19 protein-coding genes are annotated in these 16,555 nt (G+C 51.7%); 13 read left to right on the plus strand and 6 right to left on the minus strand.

The window, feature by feature from the left end; all coding sequences use genetic code 11:
* Nucleotides 1-164 precede the first annotated feature (164 nt).
* From ABV298_RS07245 to ABV298_RS07260, 4 genes are all read left to right on the plus strand, one after another.
* Complete coding sequence (locus tag ABV298_RS07245) at nucleotides 165-467, plus strand: hypothetical protein (RefSeq protein WP_353721480.1); 303 nt, start codon at nucleotides 165-167, stop codon at nucleotides 465-467.
* Between the two features lie 221 nt (nucleotides 468-688).
* Nucleotides 689-1,765 carry a 3-phosphoshikimate 1-carboxyvinyltransferase gene (locus tag ABV298_RS07250; RefSeq protein ID WP_353721481.1) on the plus strand — a complete coding sequence of 359 codons (1,077 nt, stop codon included), beginning with the start codon at nucleotides 689-691 and terminating at the stop codon, nucleotides 1,763-1,765.
* A gap of 25 nt (nucleotides 1,766-1,790) precedes the next feature.
* Nucleotides 1,791-3,386, plus strand: a complete 1,596-nt coding sequence (locus ABV298_RS07255; RefSeq protein ID WP_353721482.1) for an FMN-binding glutamate synthase family protein — start codon at nucleotides 1,791-1,793, stop codon at nucleotides 3,384-3,386.
* Nucleotides 3,387-3,470: 84 nt separating this feature from the next.
* A complete protein-coding gene (locus tag ABV298_RS07260; protein ID WP_353721483.1) occupies nucleotides 3,471-5,135 on the plus strand; it encodes a S8 family peptidase in 1,665 nt (554 codons plus the stop codon).
* Here the strand turns inward: ABV298_RS07260 and ABV298_RS07265 are convergent.
* Nucleotides 5,122-5,661 (minus strand): NUDIX hydrolase, encoded by a 540-nt coding sequence (locus ABV298_RS07265; protein ID WP_353721484.1) that lies wholly within the window; start codon nucleotides 5,659-5,661, stop codon nucleotides 5,122-5,124. The genes ABV298_RS07260 and ABV298_RS07265 overlap by 14 nt on opposite strands.
* Nucleotides 5,662-5,739: 78 nt before the next feature.
* On the opposite strand from ABV298_RS07265, the gene ABV298_RS07270 reads away from it, so the two are divergent.
* Both ABV298_RS07270 and ABV298_RS07275 read left to right on the plus strand, forming a co-directional pair.
* Complete coding sequence (locus ABV298_RS07270) at nucleotides 5,740-6,105, plus strand: DUF2911 domain-containing protein (RefSeq protein WP_353721485.1); 366 nt, start codon at nucleotides 5,740-5,742, stop codon at nucleotides 6,103-6,105.
* Complete coding sequence (locus ABV298_RS07275) at nucleotides 6,029-6,658, plus strand: DUF2911 domain-containing protein (protein ID WP_353721486.1); 630 nt, start codon at nucleotides 6,029-6,031, stop codon at nucleotides 6,656-6,658. Before ABV298_RS07270 ends, ABV298_RS07275 begins: the two co-directional genes overlap by 77 nt.
* A gap of 79 nt (nucleotides 6,659-6,737) precedes the next feature.
* Here the strand turns inward: ABV298_RS07275 and ABV298_RS07280 are convergent, their stop codons facing one another.
* From ABV298_RS07280 to ABV298_RS07290, 3 genes are read right to left on the minus strand one after another with little or no spacing between them, the layout of a single operon-like run.
* Nucleotides 6,738-7,346, minus strand: coding sequence for a trimeric intracellular cation channel family protein (locus ABV298_RS07280; protein WP_353721487.1), 609 nt, complete (start codon nucleotides 7,344-7,346; stop codon nucleotides 6,738-6,740).
* 12 nt (nucleotides 7,347-7,358) lie between these two features.
* The gene (locus ABV298_RS07285; protein ID WP_353721488.1) at nucleotides 7,359-8,180 is read right to left on the minus strand and encodes a thymidylate synthase; all 822 of its coding nucleotides are present in this window, start codon (nucleotides 8,178-8,180) and stop codon (nucleotides 7,359-7,361) included.
* Between the two features lie 10 nt (nucleotides 8,181-8,190).
* A complete protein-coding gene (locus tag ABV298_RS07290) occupies nucleotides 8,191-8,619 on the minus strand; it encodes an OsmC family protein (RefSeq protein WP_353721489.1) in 429 nt (142 codons plus the stop codon).
* A gap of 267 nt (nucleotides 8,620-8,886) precedes the next feature.
* Between ABV298_RS07290 and ABV298_RS07295 the strand changes: the two genes are divergently transcribed.
* The 6 genes from ABV298_RS07295 to ABV298_RS07320 all read left to right on the plus strand — a co-directional run bounded on the left by ABV298_RS07295 (nucleotide 8,887) and on the right by ABV298_RS07320 (nucleotide 12,732).
* Nucleotides 8,887-9,123, plus strand: coding sequence for a 4a-hydroxytetrahydrobiopterin dehydratase (locus ABV298_RS07295; RefSeq protein WP_353721490.1), 237 nt, complete (start codon nucleotides 8,887-8,889; stop codon nucleotides 9,121-9,123).
* On the plus strand, nucleotides 9,120-9,821 hold the full coding sequence (rsmI, locus tag ABV298_RS07300; RefSeq protein ID WP_353721491.1) for a 16S rRNA (cytidine(1402)-2'-O)-methyltransferase: 702 nt from the start codon (nucleotides 9,120-9,122) through the stop codon (nucleotides 9,819-9,821). The genes ABV298_RS07295 and rsmI overlap by 4 nt, the downstream gene beginning before the upstream one ends.
* 16 nt (nucleotides 9,822-9,837) lie before the next feature.
* Nucleotides 9,838-11,100 carry a DUF4105 domain-containing protein gene (locus tag ABV298_RS07305; protein ID WP_353721492.1) on the plus strand — a complete coding sequence of 421 codons (1,263 nt, stop codon included), beginning with the start codon at nucleotides 9,838-9,840 and terminating at the stop codon, nucleotides 11,098-11,100.
* Nucleotides 11,066-11,860, plus strand: a complete 795-nt coding sequence (locus tag ABV298_RS07310; protein ID WP_353721493.1) for an inositol monophosphatase family protein — start codon at nucleotides 11,066-11,068, stop codon at nucleotides 11,858-11,860. The genes ABV298_RS07305 and ABV298_RS07310 overlap by 35 nt, the downstream gene beginning before the upstream one ends.
* Nucleotides 11,861-12,022: 162 nt before the next feature.
* Nucleotides 12,023-12,559 (plus strand): YfiT family bacillithiol transferase, encoded by a 537-nt coding sequence (locus tag ABV298_RS07315; RefSeq protein WP_353721494.1) that lies wholly within the window; start codon nucleotides 12,023-12,025, stop codon nucleotides 12,557-12,559.
* A gap of 17 nt (nucleotides 12,560-12,576) precedes the next feature.
* On the plus strand, nucleotides 12,577-12,732 hold the full coding sequence (locus tag ABV298_RS07320; RefSeq protein WP_353721495.1) for a FeoB-associated Cys-rich membrane protein: 156 nt from the start codon (nucleotides 12,577-12,579) through the stop codon (nucleotides 12,730-12,732).
* Nucleotides 12,733-12,813: 81 nt separating this feature from the next.
* On the opposite strand, the gene acs is transcribed toward ABV298_RS07320, so the two are convergent.
* Nucleotides 12,814-14,703 carry an acetate--CoA ligase gene (gene acs, locus ABV298_RS07325; RefSeq protein WP_353721496.1) on the minus strand — a complete coding sequence of 630 codons (1,890 nt, stop codon included), beginning with the start codon at nucleotides 14,701-14,703 and terminating at the stop codon, nucleotides 12,814-12,816.
* Between the two features lie 273 nt (nucleotides 14,704-14,976).
* Here acs and ABV298_RS07330 point away from each other — a divergent pair, with 273 nt between their 5' ends.
* Complete coding sequence (locus tag ABV298_RS07330; protein WP_353721497.1) at nucleotides 14,977-16,203, plus strand: class I SAM-dependent methyltransferase; 1,227 nt, start codon at nucleotides 14,977-14,979, stop codon at nucleotides 16,201-16,203.
* On the opposite strand, the gene ABV298_RS07335 is transcribed toward ABV298_RS07330, so the two are convergent.
* Nucleotides 16,196-16,552 carry an ArsC family reductase gene (locus ABV298_RS07335; RefSeq protein ID WP_353721498.1) on the minus strand — a complete coding sequence of 119 codons (357 nt, stop codon included), beginning with the start codon at nucleotides 16,550-16,552 and terminating at the stop codon, nucleotides 16,196-16,198. The two genes, ABV298_RS07330 and ABV298_RS07335, sit on opposite strands and share 8 nt — an antisense overlap.
* Between the last annotated feature and the right edge of the window lie 3 nt (nucleotides 16,553-16,555).

Consider the following 16,555-nt stretch of genomic DNA (forward strand, 5'->3'; position numbering starts at 1 on the left):
ACAAAAATATCTGGTACTCGATGCGTCACCTTTCATCGGAGGTTTTCACAGATACCGCTTTTTTCCGGGCGACAATATCAGGTTTCGGATGAAAAACGAGACCATACGCTTCAATGAAACGATAGCCTCCGTGGAGGATTCTTCCTTTACCATCGGCGTGTTGAATGAAGCCGTGGGAAGAATGGATTACCAAAAGATCCCCCCTGAAAGACATCCGGCTGATGAAAGTTTCGAGAAGAATCCCGTTCGTCTCACAGGCCGCTCCGCTGCTACCGCTGGCGGGGTTGATTTTCATCGGGGCCGATTTCTTCAACAAAGGAGTCGATAACAAACGTTACACGACAGACACATCTACGCTCGTCGTCGGCGGGTCTCTGATGGCCGCGGGTTTTATTTGTTATAAATTCACATTCGCTTCCCTGAAAATCAATTCCAGGAACAAGCTGAAAGTGCTTGAAACCTATTAATAGTTACAATGTCGTTTACCGGCGAACAGGCCGCAGTCTTTAAATCTTTGAATATTTAAAAGTGAAATCCATTCTCGTTCATCCCCCCCCAACAACCCATACGTGCAGAAATACAGCTTGCCGCATCCAAAAGCGAATGTAACCGCGCGCTGATCATCAATGCGCTCACCGGCTTTCGGTCGGAGCTTACCAACATTTCCGAAGCACGCGACTCGCAAACCATGCTCCGCCTGCTCAATTCCAACGACGCCGTTGCGGACGTGATCGACGCCGGCACAACCATGCGTTTTCTGACAGCCTATTTTGCGGTTACCAACCAGAAGAAAACCATGACCGGCACGCCCCGCATGTGCGAGCGCCCGATCGGGATATTGGTGGATGCACTGCGCAAGCTCGGGGCGGATATTACCTATGAAAAAGTGGAAGGTTACCCGCCACTTCGGCTGAATGGTTTCAATTATTCGGGCAATAACGAGCTGACCATGCGTGGCGACGTAAGCAGCCAGTACATTTCGGCATTGCTGATGATTGCACCGCAGTTACCGGCCGGCTTGAAGATCAAGCTTGAAGGGGAAGTGGGATCGAGACCTTACATTGAAATGACCCTGAACCAGATGGCACATTTCGGCATCGAATACGTGGCCGACTGGCAAAACAATATATTGACCATTCCCCCATTCAAATACCAGCCGAAACCGTACGCGATCGAATCCGACTGGTCGGGTGCGAGCTACTGGTACAGCATTGTGGCACTGGCCGACGATGCGGAAGTGGAATTGTTGGGGTTGAAGAAAAACTCGCTGCAAGGCGACAGCGCCATTGTCGAGATTATGCGGCATCTGGGCGTGGAAAGCGTATTTACCGATCGCGGCGTGCTGCTTACCAAAATTCCCGCGAAAGCGTCGTTGGGCTGGGATTTTACCAATTGCCCCGATCTCGCACAGACCGTGGCCGTTTGCTGCGCCGTGAAAAAGATCCGGTTGTCGCTAACCGGCATCGAGAGTTTGAAAATCAAGGAAACCGACCGCGTCTTCGCATTGCAGCAGGAGCTCGCGAAGCTTGGTGCGGAATTGAAGGAAGTTGAAAAAGACCATTTATACGAAGTAACGATCCTCACCGATATTCCGACCGATCCGGTACCATCCATCCACACCTACGACGACCACCGTATGGCGATGGCGTTCGCACCGGTAGGTATGGTAAGCCCGGTTGTCATCGAAGAACCCGGCGTGGTCGTGAAATCTTACCCGGGCTACTGGAACGATCTCGCGAAGGTTACCACCTGGGAGGAAGTTTAGAATATTCACCATTTCGGAATTGTTTATGGAAACTGTCTGGTCGTTTCTGGCATCAGTGCCTGTGTGGCTTTATATCGTCCTCAGCATCGCGCTCATTATTGCACTCAGGGATATTTTACAGAAGAAGCACACCATTCAGCATAACTTTCCGCTGGTCGGGCATTTCCGGTATATGATCGAGACGATCGGGCCGGAATTGCGCCAGTATATCGTCGCCAACAACCGGGAAGAGCTTCCATTCAACCGCAGGCAGCGGTCGTGGATCTACGCTTCTTCCAAAAAAGAGAATAACTACCAGGGCTTCGGCACCGACCAGAATATGCAGGAGGCCGGTTACGTTCTCATCAAACCTTCCATGCTCCCATACCGGGTCGACTCGACGCACAGCCATCACGTCAAAAACGGCAACGACCCGCATCATTACACTATTCCGAGCGCCAAAGTCATCGGCGAATACCACAAGCGCAAGCGCCCCTACCGCCCGCGCTCGGTGGTGAACGTAAGCGCGATGAGCTACGGATCGTTATCCGCCCGTGCGATTGAGTCATTAAACAAAGGTTCTTTCAAATTCGGGAACTACCACAATACCGGCGAAGGCGGCCTTTCCCCCTACCATAAATATGGCGCGGATGTGGTTTTCAATATGGGGACTTCCTATTTCGGTGTGCGGGACGAGGATGGGAATTTTGTAATGGAAAAACTGGTAAAACTAATGCGGGACAATCCCAGCGTCAGGATGATCGAGCTGAAATTGTCGCAAGGCGCCAAACCGGGCAAGGGCGGTGTACTTCCGGCGAGCAAGATCACCCCTGAAATCGCTGAAATCCGCGGGGTACCTCTTGGGAAAGACGTCGTTTCGCCTCCTTATCACAGCGCTTTCTCGAATGTGCGGGAAATGATCGGCTTTATCGAAGCAATGGCAGCCGAAACCGGTTTGCCCGTAGGTATTAAATCGGCCGTCGGCAAAACGGATATGTGGGAAGAACTGGCCGACCTGATGGTAGAAACCGGCAAAGGGCCCGATTTCATCACCATCGATGGCGGCGAGGGAGGTACCGGGGCCGCGCCTCCGTCTTTTGCGGACCATGTTTCGCTTCCGCTGGTATTTGCGTTCAGCACTGTTTATAAAATATTTCAGGAACGGAATCTCACCGACAAGATTACCTTCATCGCTTCGGGAAAGCTTGGTCTGCCTGCACAGGCCGTCATGGCGTTTGCAATGGGTGCGGACGTCATCAATGTGGCACGCGAGGCAATGCTTTCCATTGGCTGCATCCAGGCACAAAGCTGCCACACCAACCGCTGCCCTACGGGCATTGCCACCAACAACAAATGGCTGGAATCGGGCATCGATCCGGCATTAAAAAGCGAGCGGTTCAACAACTACATGAAGACGCTCGCCAAGGAAATCATCGAAATCACCCATGCCTCAGGCTATGAGCACCCCTGCCAATTCGGTATGGCGGATGTCGACATTTCAATGGGAGACAATAACCGGACGATTACATTGGCCGATAATTATGGTTATCTCAAAACCGTAGTACCGTTTCCCGGCGTCAGGGCGTTGCTCGAATGCGATCACCTGGGAGGTCGGGACATACCGGGTGAAAAGGTAGCCTGACCGCAGGATAACCTCCACACTTTTGTGTTTCAGGAAGTATATGGAAAAAGAAGCGATGAACGTTGCTTTCAAAAAAACGCGTCCATGAAAAAAACTTTACTGCTCACTGCATTTTTATCCGCACTTGCCCAGGTAACTGCTTTCGCCCAGAGCAACCCAAGGTATCTGGTCCTGTTTAAGGACAAAACCAATAGCACCTATTCGGTCGATAAGCCCACCGAATTTCTGTCCCAAAGGGCTGTCGACCGCCGCAAAAAGCAGAATATTCCTGTTACGGCAAACGACTTCCCGGTCAACGACGACTACCTTTCTGCCATTCGTCAAACCGGCGCGAAAGTCATTTATCCCACCCGCTGGTTCAATGGAGCATTAATTGAAGCTTCCGACGCGCAGCTTGCACAGATCAAAACCATGCCGTTTTACAAAGGCATTGAACTGAACCTCCCCGTTGCCAATATTACTTCCAAATCCCCCGGCATTGCCCGTACCGGTGCCACACATCGGAAATTCGGCACTACCGAGGATATCGATTACGGCCAAATGAATGCGCAACTCGCGCTGATGGAAGTACCCGATCTGCACAAAAAGGGTTATCAAGGCGAAAATATGCTCATAGCCGTTCTGGACAATGGGTTTTCGCGGGCCGACCAGGTTTCCTATTTTAAACAGCTCCGCGACGACAAACGCATTATCGACACGCACGACTTCGTTGCCCGCGATGGCAATGTTTACAACGACGGTTCTCACGGCCTGAGCGTGTTGTCGACCATCGCGGCTTACTTGCCGGGTACGCTCGTAGGAACCGCTTTCAATGCGTCGTTCGCGCTCTATGTAACAGAAAACAATGCCGGCGAATCGCCTTACGAAGAAATCACCTGGCTCATGGCAGCCGAGCGTGCGGACAGCCTTGGAGCGGATGTGATCAACTCGTCGCTCGGCTACACGACTTTTGACGACGAATTTGATACGCCGGCCTATAATCATACCTATAAGGACCTGGATGGTAAAACCACGATCGTCAGCCGCGCCGCGCGTTATGCTACGCGGAAAGGGATATTGGTTGTCAATTCTGCCGGTAACGACGGGAACAACAGTTGGCACTACATCGGCGCCCCGGCCGACGTGGATTCCGTACTGACCGTCGGCGCTTCCGATTATAACCGCAGCTATGCGTCGCTGAGCTCCGTGGGGCCCAACTCCGCAGGCGTGCAAAAACCGGACGTCGCAGCGGTGGGCGCAGGAACGATCGTCGGCGATCTCGGCGGAGGCGCTACGAGTGGTTACGGGACTTCCTATTCGGCGCCTCAAATCGCAGGGCTGGCGGCGGCGTTCTGGCAGGCATTTCCGCAACTTACTGCCCAGCAGGTTATTTATGCTTTGAAAAAATCGGGACATTTGGCTGCTTCGCCCGACAATTTGCTGGGCTATGGTGTTCCAAACGCCGTCAAAGCGCAGGAAATCGCCCGGAACGAATTTGCCCCTCTCGGTACCGAAGGAGAATTGCTTGGTTCGGTTATCCTCGCCCCTAATCCGGCACAAAACGAGGTGACGCTTTCAATTCCGCAAACGCTGGCAGGTAAACTGGCGGACATCAAACTCTATGCGGCAGGCGGCGCCGAAATGCATTCTGCGACTGCGCGTCTCAATGCGAAACATACCATCGCTACCGGTTCGCTGGCCTCCGGTCTTTACCTGGTACGCCTCAAAGTAAATAACCAGGAAAGGACGCTGAAATTCATAAAACGCTAGTTTTCCGCACCATCCGCATGATGGACTCCGAATCGTGGTAATCCTGCACTTTGGATACGGGTACCCATTGCACATCTTTGGATTCGTTATTTAAAACAATATCCTGCCCTTCGGCGGCCTGGAATGCGAAGCGGATATCGTAGTGATAATGCTCGGGCACGTCTTTGCGGGCGGGGATTAAATGTACATCTACGTCGAAAATACCCTCTTTCAGCGCTTGCAGGTCGGTGATACCCGTCTCTTCCATTACCTCCTTTATGGCAACTTCCTTCACGTCGGGATCTCCGTCGCAATGGCCGCCGGGCTGAAACCAGCGATCAAGTTTCCGGTGATGCATGAGCAACACCGCATCCTTATCCGGCGACAGCACCCAGCCTGACGCCGTAATGTGACCGGCCAGCAGGCTGCGCTCGAAACAGTCGGGATTTCGTTTGATAAAATCGACTGTATCATGATGCATCTCAGCCTCTAACCCCGGCTCCGGTTCGTACGACGCGAGCAATGCAAGCAAACTGTCCCTTTTCATTTTAGACTATGTGGTTTTTTCATTCTAATTTCACCACAAGTTTAATAACTGAAAGCAATAAACCACCTTATTCAAGCAATGAAAAAGTATCTGCTATCGATGTCCCTCGCGGCCCTGCTGGCCACCAGTGTAATAACGCCCGACTCCGTGGCCCAACGAGTGCCACAGCCGAGCCCGGCAGCCAGTGTAATGCAAACCGTTGGTGTAACCGATTTCACCGTCAAATATTCCCGTCCGTTCATTAAAGGCCGCAAAGTGTTCGCCGACGGCTCAGCGCTGGCCCCTTACGACCAAATATGGCGTACCGGCGCGAACATGGCCACCACATTCGAATCGAGCACCGAGTTTACATTCGGCGGTAAAAAAGGTGCCTGCGGGAAAATACGCATTGTTTTCGATCCCCAACGGCACTGCCTGGACGGTTATTTTGAACAAAAACTATAACCAGGGCGGCACCGACAATTACAAAGAATCGGAAGACGTAGCGCGTACGACCGTCGTGCCTACTTCCAATCAGTATAACGAAGCATTCAAAATCGAAATCGAGCCGGTTACGGATAGCACGGCTTTCCTGAACCTTTCATGGTCGTCCGTAAACGTGCCTGTCCCTCTCGCTGTAAGCACTGAGTCGCTTACCTTAACCGCATTGAACAAAGCCGTGGCCGAAAAGCCGGAGGACGTTGCCACATTGCAAAGCACAGCCGGTTACCTGCTTTCGAAGGGCAAAGACTTGCAGGTAGCGCTTTCGCTGGCCGACAAAGCCATCGGTTTGAAAGAATCATTCGGTGCATTGTGGACAAAGGCCCAAATCCTGAATAAACTGGGCAAAACCGCCGAAGCCATCCCCGTAGCGCAAAAAGCATTGACGGTGGGCGCAGCAAATCCTGACGGAGCCTATAATTTCTACAAACCACAGGTGGAAAAAGCCATCGCCGAAATGCAGGCCAAAGCCACACCTGTGAAAGGGGCCGTTTCAACCGTTAAAAAGAAGAAGTAAAAGGTTGTCAGCCTGAGCATACGGGGCAGCAGGTTCGCTCAGGCTGGCATTTTAGCTACATCTGCCACAACCCCTTATATCACCTGAAAAAGCGCGGAACGCTCCATCCATTACGCACTGCCAGAATACGAAGCACGATGATCACAATGGCCGACAAAATAAATGTGATATTGCGTTCGATGCCGATGCTGTCGAGGATGAGGTACACGCACGCTCCCGTGAAGCAAGCCGTCGCATATACTTCCTTCCGGTAGATAATCGGAATCTCGTTGGTCATCACATCGCGGATCACGCCGCCCATAGTAGCCGTAAAAACGCCCATTATCACGGCAATTTCCGGCCGTACGCCAAAATTCAACGCTTTTTCAGTCCCTACCAAAGTGAACAACGCAATCCCGAAAGTATCGAACAGGAAAAGCGTCTTACGCAGCCTCAGCAGGAATTTGTAAAAAATAAATGTGACGATAATACCCAGGATAATGGCGTGAATGATGGTGATATCGCTGATCCACACGAGCGGGTAACTGCCCAGCAGCACGTCGCGAAGCGTACCGCCGCCAATGGAAGAAATAAAGGCTGTGAAGCTCGCACCAAACCAATCCTGGTGTTTCTGGTCTTTCACAGCCAATGCGCCGGAAATCGCGAACGCGAATGTCCCGATGATTTCTAACAGGTATTGAATGCTCATTCCGCGAGGCCGTTACACCGCTACCGGAGCCTTGATCCCCGGCCACGGGTTATAATTCACGAGCTCGAAATCCTCGTAGCGGAAATCCAGCACGTTTTTTACCTCGGGATTCAGGATCATTTGCGGCAAATCGCGCGGCTCGCGGCTGAGCTGCGTTTCCACCTGTTCCAAATGGTTGAGATAAATGTGCGTATCGCCACCTGTCCACACGAAATCTCCCAGGTCGAGGTCGCACTCACGGGCGATCATCATCGTGAGCAATGCATAGCTGGCGATGTTGAATGGCACGCCCAGGAACACGTCCGCGCTGCGTTGGTAAAGCTGGCACGAAAGCTTGCCTTTCGTTTCACCAGCCTCGATATCGGGCGGCGCCACGTAAAACTGGAATAATGCGTGGCACGGATGCAGCTTCATCTGCGGAAGCTCCGCCGGGTTCCAAGCAGAAATGATAATGCGCCGCGAGTCGGGGGTATTTTTGAGCTGTTTCAAAACTTCCTGCAACTGGTCCACGGACTTGCCGTTTGCCCCCTCCCAACTCCGCCATTGCTTGCCGTAAACCGGTCCCAGGTCGCCGTTCTCATCGGCCCATTCGTCCCAGATCGACACGCCGTGCTCTTTCAGGTAGCCAATGTTGGTATCGCCCTTCAAAAACCACAACAATTCGTAAATGATCGATTTGGTATGCACTTTCTTGGTTGTTACCAAAGGGAAGCCCTTTTTCAGGTCGAAGCGCATCTGGTAGCCGAACACGCTGATCGTGCCCGTGCCGGTGCGGTCGGTTTTCCTGACGCCCTCTTTCAGGATATGGCGCAGCAGGTCATGGTATTGTTGCATGCTGTTTTAGTTAAACTGAGGCGATTTCAACGTCGTAAGTAATGGTTGCCAGCGCTTCCAGCTGAGCGGTTGCCGAGCAATATTTCTCCATCGAAAGGCCGATCGCACGGTTGATTTTGCTCTCGTCGAGGTTCGTACCTGCGAATTTGAATGTGAGATGGATCTTGCGGAAAGGCTTGCGCTGGGTATCCGGCTCCTGTTCGCGGTCGCCATCGGCCACAATGCGGAAATCGGTAATTTCCTGGCGCTGCTTTTTGAGGATCAGCACCACATCGATCGCGCTGCAACTCGCGAGCCCCATCAACAACAATTCCATCGGCCTCACGCCGAGGTTCTGGCCGCCAATTTCAGGCGAGCCGTCGGTATGTACTTTTACTTCGGAGGAACCGGTGCCTTCGAAATGGAAGGCGTCATTCACGCGGACTAGTTCTACTTTCATAATGTTTGCTTTCCCGATGGAAAGCCGTTGTTATTAATTATGCAATGGCGCGAAGCTCCTGCTTCGTGCATACTATTCGAAGGCCTCTGGCCGGCAGGTACAATCTCTAAAGCTTTTAGCACCGGCCAAAGTTCAAATATACTCGATCGGTATGGAATCGGCCAGATTAACACTATATTCGTTTCGGGAAATCCTGCCGGAGATGGCAACGGCCGGTCCTATGGCATGAGTATTTTGGCAGAATCATCACAACAAAATAGCAACACCATGTGGCAGGAAGAAGACAACAAACTTAAAAAGAGCTTTTCGTTCAGGGATTTCCGCGAAGCTTTTGCTTTTATGACCAAAGTGGCCGATGTTGTGAACGAAATGGATCACCATCCTTTCTGGACAAATATGTACGACAAGGTCAGTTTTGAATTGAATACCCATGATGCCGGCGATGTCGTAACCGAAAAAGACCATCAGCTGGCCGCGGCGATCGACCGGATTTACAACGCATGAAACTTTATATAGTACCCACGCCGATCGGCAACCTCGAAGACATTACATTAAGGGCTATCAACGTGTTGAAAAGCGTCGATGTGGTTTTGGCGGAAGATACCCGCACATCGGGGAACCTGCTCAAACACCTCGGGATTTCGAAGCCCTTGCACAGCTATCACATTCATAACGAGCACCAGACCGTCGCCCGCGTGGTGGAGCGTATCCGCAAGGGCGAAACGATGGCGCTCGTGTCGGACGCGGGCACGCCCGCCGTTTCCGATCCCGGTTTCCTGCTCGTGCGTGCCTGTATCCGCGAGGGCGTCCCCGTGGAATGCCTGCCCGGGCCCACGGCATTCGTGCCCGCGTTGGTCAATTCCGGTCTGCCGGGCGACCGTTTTACATTCGAGGGCTTTCTGCCCCATAAAAAAGGCCGGCAAACCCGGCTCCAGAACCTGGCCGGCGAGGAGCGTACGATGGTTTTTTATGAGTCGCCGCACCGCCTGGTGAAAGCATTGCAGCAGTTTGCCGAGCATTTCGGGGCCGACAGGCAGGTTTGCGTTTCCAGAGAAATAAGCAAAATGTTCGAAGAAAATGTCCGCGGCACGGTCGCGGAGGTCATTGCCCATTTCGGCGAAAAGCCTGTAAAAGGCGAAATCGTGATTGTAGTGGCCGGCAAAGGCGATGATAGGAAAAAATCCGGCGACGATGAGGATTAACCATTTAGAGCGAGATATGTATTTCCCCTCCCATTCGATGCAAAGCCGGTTTTCGTGGCACCTGCAACGATTAATAGCATTAATGTGCTTCTTCTGGCTGGCAGCGCCGGTCGTTTCCCGGGCGCAATTCGGCATATTGAGCCCTGCCGCAAAAATCAGCCTGGTTACCGTCGCCCCCGGAAGAGAGCTGTATTCAGGCTTCGGACATAGTGTGCTGTGGGTCTATGACCCCGCGACAGGCGTCGACCGGGCATTCAATTATGGAACATTCAGTTTCCAGGAAGGAAACTTTTATATTAAATTTTTACGTGGCACATTACCGTACAGTCTGTCGGTTTCGCCGCTCTCCTATCAGATAGCGCATTATCAGGAAGAAAACCGTTCAATCTCCGAGCAGGTCCTGAATCTTTCAATACCCCAAAAACAGCGGCTTTACAACTTTCTCGAAAACAACTACCTGCCCGAAAACCGGGAATATCAGTACAAGTTCTTTTACGACAACTGCGCCACCCGCATGACGGTCGCATTAAAGGCAGCAGTCGGCGACAGCCTCATTTACAATGGCTATACCAAAGAAAAACTAAGCTTCCGGCAATGGATCGACCGGTATGCATTCAAGCAAAATCCCTGGGCCGATTTTGGAATGGACCTCGCCATCGGTGCGCCGTCCGACGAGATCGCCACGCCTGAACAGGCCACTTTCCTGCCCGATAACCTTGCGGCAGCATTTGCCGACGCGAAAGTAAAGACCGCTACCGGCACCGCGCCATTGGTTTCGGAAACCCGGGAGCTGTTCAAAGCCGCGCCGTTCCCTCCGCCGGGCCCGCTTACGCCAACCGTCGTTTTCTGGACATTGGCAATCCTTACACTGGCATTTACCTATTGGCAAATCCGTGCGGAACGGATCAATTTTGTGTTTGACAAAATACTTTTTGGTATTGCAGGGCTCGCCGGCTGGATCTTGCTGCTGCTCTGGTTCGGGACCAATCACGGCGTGACCGGCTACAATTATGATATTCTATGGGCATTTCCCTTGTGGATGCCGTTGATTTTTTTCCTTTCAAAAAACCGGAAACCCGGTTGGTTTCAATATTTGTTGATTTTTTATGCGTTTCTCTTACTTTGCGCGACCGGCAATGTAACAAAACATAATTATGTGGTAATTCCCATTCTGGCGATGCTGATTGTCAGGGTTTACTATATTAACAATTCACTTTCAAAAATTCCTCAAAAGGAGATTGCGTATGGATCTGGAGTTGCTGACACAAAAAACCATTGAAATAGTAAGGCAGGCGTCCTCGTTTATCCAGCAGGAGGCGGCCCTTTTTTCTCGTGACAAAATCGAGTACAAAGACCTCAATAACCTGGTTTCCTATGTGGACAAGGAAGCCGAAAAACTGCTGGTAGCCGGTTTGCAGGCACTGCTGCCCGAAGCCAGCTTCATTACCGAAGAAGGTACAACCGGCCAGGAGCCCGATCCGGCCGCACTGAACTGGATCATCGACCCGCTCGACGGCACCACCAATTTCATCCACGGCATTCCCGTGTACTGCGTGAGCGTTGGTCTTGCACGCGGGAAAGAGCTGCTGGCGGGCGTCATCCACGAACCGAGCCTGAACGAAATGTTCTACGGCTGGCAAGGCGGCGGCGCCTGGTGCAACGGGAAAAATATCAGGATATCAACCGTCCCCAGACTGGCCGACGCCCTCATCGCGACGGGATTTCCCTACTACCGTTTCGAAAAACAAAAACGTTATATGTACATCCTCGAATTACTGATGCAACGCACGCACGGCATCCGCCGGATGGGGGCCGCGGCAGTGGATCTGGCCTATGTAGCAGCCGGTCGTTTCGACGGTTTCTATGAATACAACCTGAATTCCTGGGATATGGCAGCGGGTACGTTACTTATTAAAGAAGCAGGCGGCATCGTAACCGACTTCAACGGCGGCGATAATTACCTTTTCGGAGGCGACATTATCGCAGCAGCCCCCGGCGCGCATTCCGAACTCGTGCAAGTTATCAGTGAGAACTTCTGAACGACTAAAAGTCAGGAGATCAAGAATGGTCATTTGTAGTCATTTATAGTCATGATTAGTATTCAAATTGAGACCACACTATATATGACTACACCTGACCATAAATGACCCATAATCATTCAGTCATTCAATCATTCACTCATTCATAATTAGTACCCCACCATGAACCTGAACGAACTCCAATACCCGATCGGCCAATTTCAGTCTCAGGAAAGCTACACGCCTGCCGAGATCAAATCAAATATTCAAATTATCAGCGCATTGCCTTCGAAGTTCATTAACCTGCTCGGCAATTGGGACGATCACAAATTCGATACGCCTTACCGCCCCGGCGGCTGGACGGTCCGTCAACTGATTCACCACGTGGCCGACAGCCATATCAACGCCTACACCCGTTGCCGGCTGGCGTTGACGGAGGATAATCCGGTTATCAAACCTTACGAGGAGCATTTGTGGGCCGAATTGCCGGACGCTAAAACCGCACAAGTTGAATTGTCGCTGCAATTACTGCGCTATGTGCATTTAAGGTGGGTGCTGTTGCTGAATTCGCTGGACGAAAATGATCTGGCACGTACCTATTTCCATCCCGCCCCTCAAAAGTCGTTCCGGCTGGATGAAGTAATAGCCAACTACGCGTGGCATAGCGAGCACCATTACCAGCACGCATTCAGGCTCGCGCAACGGAACAATTGGTCATAAAATGCCGTTAAAAGGCTATGGAGCAGCAAGTCATCGTTTGGTTTCTATTTCTATCCGCGGCAGGTTACATTGGCTGGCGGATCTGGAAAGCATTTGACCGGCGTAATAGCGGGGGATGCGCCAAAGGATGTGGCTGCGCTGCCGATAAAGTGAGTTCGGTTAAAATCAAATAGTGTGGTTTTGAAATGTGCAATGCATGTTTCGAAACCACAGGAGGCCCTGACGGGCCTCCTGTACACAATAAATTTCAAATCTTACAAGGCACCGGCCTTAATCTCCTCAACCACGGCAGGATCGAGCAACGTCGAGGTATCGCCCAGATTGCTCACATCCCCTTCGGAAATCTTCCTCAGAATACGGCGCATAATTTTGCCCGAACGCGTCTTTGGCAGACCTGATACGAACTGAACTTTGTCCGGCTTCGCAATCGGCCCGATAATGCGCGAAACCGTAGCGGAAATATCTTTACGGAACATCTCAGGATCTTCGGGCGTGTGCTCGGTGATCACATAGGCGTAAATACCCTGACCTTTAATATCGTGAGGATAACCTACTACTGCCGATTCCACCACACCAAGGTGCATATTGATCGCATTCTCTACTTCCGCGGTCCCAATTCGGTGACCCGAAACGTTCAGAACGTCGTCGACGCGGCCCGTGATGCGGTAATAACCATCCTCATCGCGTAAACAGCCATCTCCGGTAAAGTACATGCCAGGGTAAGTCGAGAAATAGGTCTGGCGGCAGCGTTCGTGGTCGCCGTAGGTCGTGCGGATAATACCTGGCCACGGGAATTTGATGCAAAGGTTGCCGCTTACGCCGTTCCCTTCGATTTCCTTACCGCTTTCATCCACCAGCACCGGCTGAATACCCGGCAACGGCAATGTGGCGAATGTCGGCTTCTCGGGTGTTATGCCTGCCAGCGGGGAAATCATAATGCCGCCGTTTTCGGTCTGCCACCAGGTGTCTACCAACGGGCAGCGGTCGCCGCCGATATTCGTTTTATACCAATGCCAGGCTTCTTCGTTGATCGGCTCGCCAACCGAACCGAGCTTTTTCAGCGATGAGAAATCATGTCCTTTCACGTAATCCAGACCAAAACCCATCAGCGAGCGAATGGCGGTAGGCGCGGTGTACAGGATATTCACTTTATGCCTTTCAACAATTTTCCAGAAACGGCTCGCGTCCGGATACGTCGGAACACCTTCAAACACGACCGACGTAGCACCATAGCAAAGCGGGCCGTACACGATGTAGCTGTGACCGGTGATCCAGCCGATGTCGGCGGTACAGAAATGCACCTCGCCGGGTTCATACTGGAATACATTCGCGAAGGTGTAGGTGGCGTAGATCATATAGCCTCCGCAGGTATGCACCACGCCCTTGGGCTTGCCGGTCGATCCGGATGTATAGAGAATGAAAAGCATATCCTCGGCATCCATCGGTTCTGCGGGGCATACGGAATTTACCTGCTTCATTTCGTCTTCCCACCACAGGTCGCGGCCTTTGAGCATATGTACCGGTGTGCGGGTACGGGTAAGCACGATCACTTTTTTCACCGTGGAGCATTGTACCAATGCTTCGTCCACGGTATCCTTCATCGGAATCACCTTGGAGCCGCGGAAAGCGCCGTCGGAAGTGATTACCATCGAACATTCGGCGTCATTGATACGGTCGGCGATGGATTTGGCGGAAAAACCACCGAAAACCACCGAATGTACAGCGCCTATGCGCGCGCAGGCGAGCACGGCAACGGCCAGCTCGGGCACCATCGGCAGGTATATGCAAATGCGGTCGCCCTTTTGCACGCCGTGTTTTTTAAGCACATTGGCAAAACGGCAGACTTGTTCAAACAAAACATGATAGGTAAGCGTCACCGCCTGGTCTTCGGGATTATTGGGTTCCCAGATAATCGCGGGCTGATCGCCTCGCTCTGCCAGGTGACGGTCCAGCGCATTTTCCGTGATATTCATCACACCGCCTTCGAACCATTTCGTACGCGCTTCCTGAAAGTCCCAGCTCAGCACTTTCTTCCACGGTTTACGCCATTGAAATTGTTGGGCCACTTCCGCCCAGAAACCTTCGGGATCGTCTACACTTTGCTGGTAGGCAACCTTATACTCTTCAAAGGTCTTTATTCTCATGATAAATAAAGGTTTTAAACAGGGAAATTTAGGATTTGCGCGACAAGTTATAATTTTCATTTGGTTAGTCCTACTTAGCCGGAAACTGTGTTGGAGGCACAGACAACCCATTTTACTGAGTATCAATCAATAGCGAAAAATCAGTATTTGTTATGATTCTGATAATATTTCAAATTGACCTTTTATAAGCGTGGAGTGATAGCCGGAATGCGGGCAACGATGTGCGGCCGACGGTAAAAAGAACTACTTTCGGTATTTGAATCACGTTAGCAGATGAGTACAGTGAACGATACGGCCGACCGGAATGGAATGCAGCAAGGCTTTACGGACGCCGAGGTCGCATTCATTCGTGACAACATACACGCGAATGCCGGCGATCTGATCCTGAAAGCGGGCAAATTCAAAGGATTGGATATAAAGAAACTGGCAGGACAGATCCAGTCGCGGCAGAAGGCGCTGAAAAAACTGCCTGAATGGTCGGCCAACGAAAAACTCATTTTTCCGCCCGCTCTGTCGGTAGAGCAATGTTCTTCGGAAGCCACTGCGCTTTACAAGGCGCGAATTGCTTCCGGCGGCACGCTGATAGACATTACCGGGGGCATGGGTATCGACTGCTACTATATGAGCCGCCGCTTTACGGAAACCCATTATTTCGAACAGCAGCCCGAGGTAGTGTCCAGCGCCGCCTACAACTTCGCGCAACTGGGCGCGTCGGGTATACACGTACATGTGGGGGAATCGCTGAATGCATTGCGAAACGGCCTGACAGCCGACTGGCTCTACGCCGACCCGGCCCGTCGCGATGCCAACAAGGAAAAAGTAGTGCGCCTCGCCGAATGCGTGCCCGACGTGGCGGGCAATGCAGGGTTACTGTTAAGTGCTGCCCCCCGTATTTTAATCAAAACTTCTCCCCTGCTCGACATCGACCTGGCCTCCAAAGAACTACCAAAACTGAAAGAAGTACACGCAATAGGTTACGAGCAGGAATGCAAGGAGCTGCTCTTTGTTTTGGACCGCGAAATGCCGGACGCCGGTTTTAAAATCAAAGTCCGCATTATCGACGCGGCAGGGCAACCCATTCACGAGCTCGATTTCGACCGTGAAGAAGAGCGGAATGCATTGGTGGGTTATTCCAAACCGCTGGGCTATTTATATGAACCTCACGCCGCGGTGCTGAAAGCAGGTGCATTCAAAACACTTTGCACGCGGTTCGATATGCAGAAACTCGCCATGCATAGCCAGCTATATACTTCGGAAGAATATGTAAACGATTTTCCGGGCCGCAGTTTCAGGATCGTGGCTGTCTGCAAGCCGGATATCCGGGAGATTTCAAAGCATATTCCAGGCGATAAAGCGAACATTACCACCCGTAATTTTCCCGCAAAACCCGAAGAATTGCGTAAAAAGTGGAAAACGAAAGACGGTGGCGATCGTTATCTCTTCGCCACCACCCTGGCCGATCATTCGAAAGTCGTCATCGTTTGTACCAAAGTTATTTGAGGAATGTTTCCCCGTAGATTTTCTCGGAATAGCCGAGCGTCAGCGCCTTGCCGTTTTCATCTTCGATTACAGGGCGTTTGATGGCCGTCGGATTCGCTGACAACAGTTTTGCGGCGGACTTTGCGTCGGTTACTTTCGCTTTTTCCTCTTCGCTGAGTTCTTTCCAGGTTGTCGAAGCCTTGTTCAGCACTTTGTCCCACGGGAATTCGCTGAACCAGGTGCTGATTTTTTCCGGGCTGATACCGTCTTTTCTGTAATCGTAAAACTGGTAAGGCACCTTGTTCTTATCGAGCCAGGTACGGGCTTTTTTAATGGTATCGCAATTCGGGATTCCGTAAACGGTCAACATAAA

Origin of the sequence: Dyadobacter sp. 676, from assembly GCF_040448675.1 — a bacterium.
Classification (GTDB): Bacteria; Bacteroidota; Bacteroidia; order Cytophagales; family Spirosomataceae; genus Dyadobacter.

Coding starts and splice junctions, on each gene's coding strand:
- ABV298_RS07245 (WP_353721480.1), top strand. CDS start 165: ATGAAGCCGTGGGAAGAATGGATTACCAAAAGATCCCCCCTGAAAGAC.
- ABV298_RS07250 (WP_353721481.1), top strand. CDS start 689: ATGCTCCGCCTGCTCAATTCCAACGACGCCGTTGCGGACGTGATCGAC.
- ABV298_RS07255 (WP_353721482.1), top strand. CDS start 1,791: ATGGAAACTGTCTGGTCGTTTCTGGCATCAGTGCCTGTGTGGCTTTAT.
- ABV298_RS07260 (WP_353721483.1), top strand. CDS start 3,471: ATGAAAAAAACTTTACTGCTCACTGCATTTTTATCCGCACTTGCCCAG.
- ABV298_RS07265 (WP_353721484.1), bottom strand. CDS start 5,661: ATGAAAAGGGACAGTTTGCTTGCATTGCTCGCGTCGTACGAACCGGAG.
- ABV298_RS07270 (WP_353721485.1), top strand. CDS start 5,740: ATGAAAAAGTATCTGCTATCGATGTCCCTCGCGGCCCTGCTGGCCACC.
- ABV298_RS07280 (WP_353721487.1), bottom strand. CDS start 7,346: ATGAGCATTCAATACCTGTTAGAAATCATCGGGACATTCGCGTTCGCG.
- ABV298_RS07285 (WP_353721488.1), bottom strand. CDS start 8,180: ATGCAACAATACCATGACCTGCTGCGCCATATCCTGAAAGAGGGCGTC.
- ABV298_RS07290 (WP_353721489.1), bottom strand. CDS start 8,619: ATGAAAGTAGAACTAGTCCGCGTGAATGACGCCTTCCATTTCGAAGGC.
- ABV298_RS07295 (WP_353721490.1), top strand. CDS start 8,887: ATGTGGCAGGAAGAAGACAACAAACTTAAAAAGAGCTTTTCGTTCAGG.
- rsmI (WP_353721491.1), top strand. CDS start 9,120: ATGAAACTTTATATAGTACCCACGCCGATCGGCAACCTCGAAGACATT.
- ABV298_RS07305 (WP_353721492.1), top strand. CDS start 9,838: ATGTATTTCCCCTCCCATTCGATGCAAAGCCGGTTTTCGTGGCACCTG.
- ABV298_RS07310 (WP_353721493.1), top strand. CDS start 11,066: ATGGATCTGGAGTTGCTGACACAAAAAACCATTGAAATAGTAAGGCAG.
- ABV298_RS07315 (WP_353721494.1), top strand. CDS start 12,023: ATGAACCTGAACGAACTCCAATACCCGATCGGCCAATTTCAGTCTCAG.
- ABV298_RS07320 (WP_353721495.1), top strand. CDS start 12,577: ATGGAGCAGCAAGTCATCGTTTGGTTTCTATTTCTATCCGCGGCAGGT.
- acs (WP_353721496.1), bottom strand. CDS start 14,703: ATGAGAATAAAGACCTTTGAAGAGTATAAGGTTGCCTACCAGCAAAGT.
- ABV298_RS07330 (WP_353721497.1), top strand. CDS start 14,977: ATGAGTACAGTGAACGATACGGCCGACCGGAATGGAATGCAGCAAGGC.
- ABV298_RS07335 (WP_353721498.1), bottom strand. CDS start 16,552: ATGTTGACCGTTTACGGAATCCCGAATTGCGATACCATTAAAAAAGCC.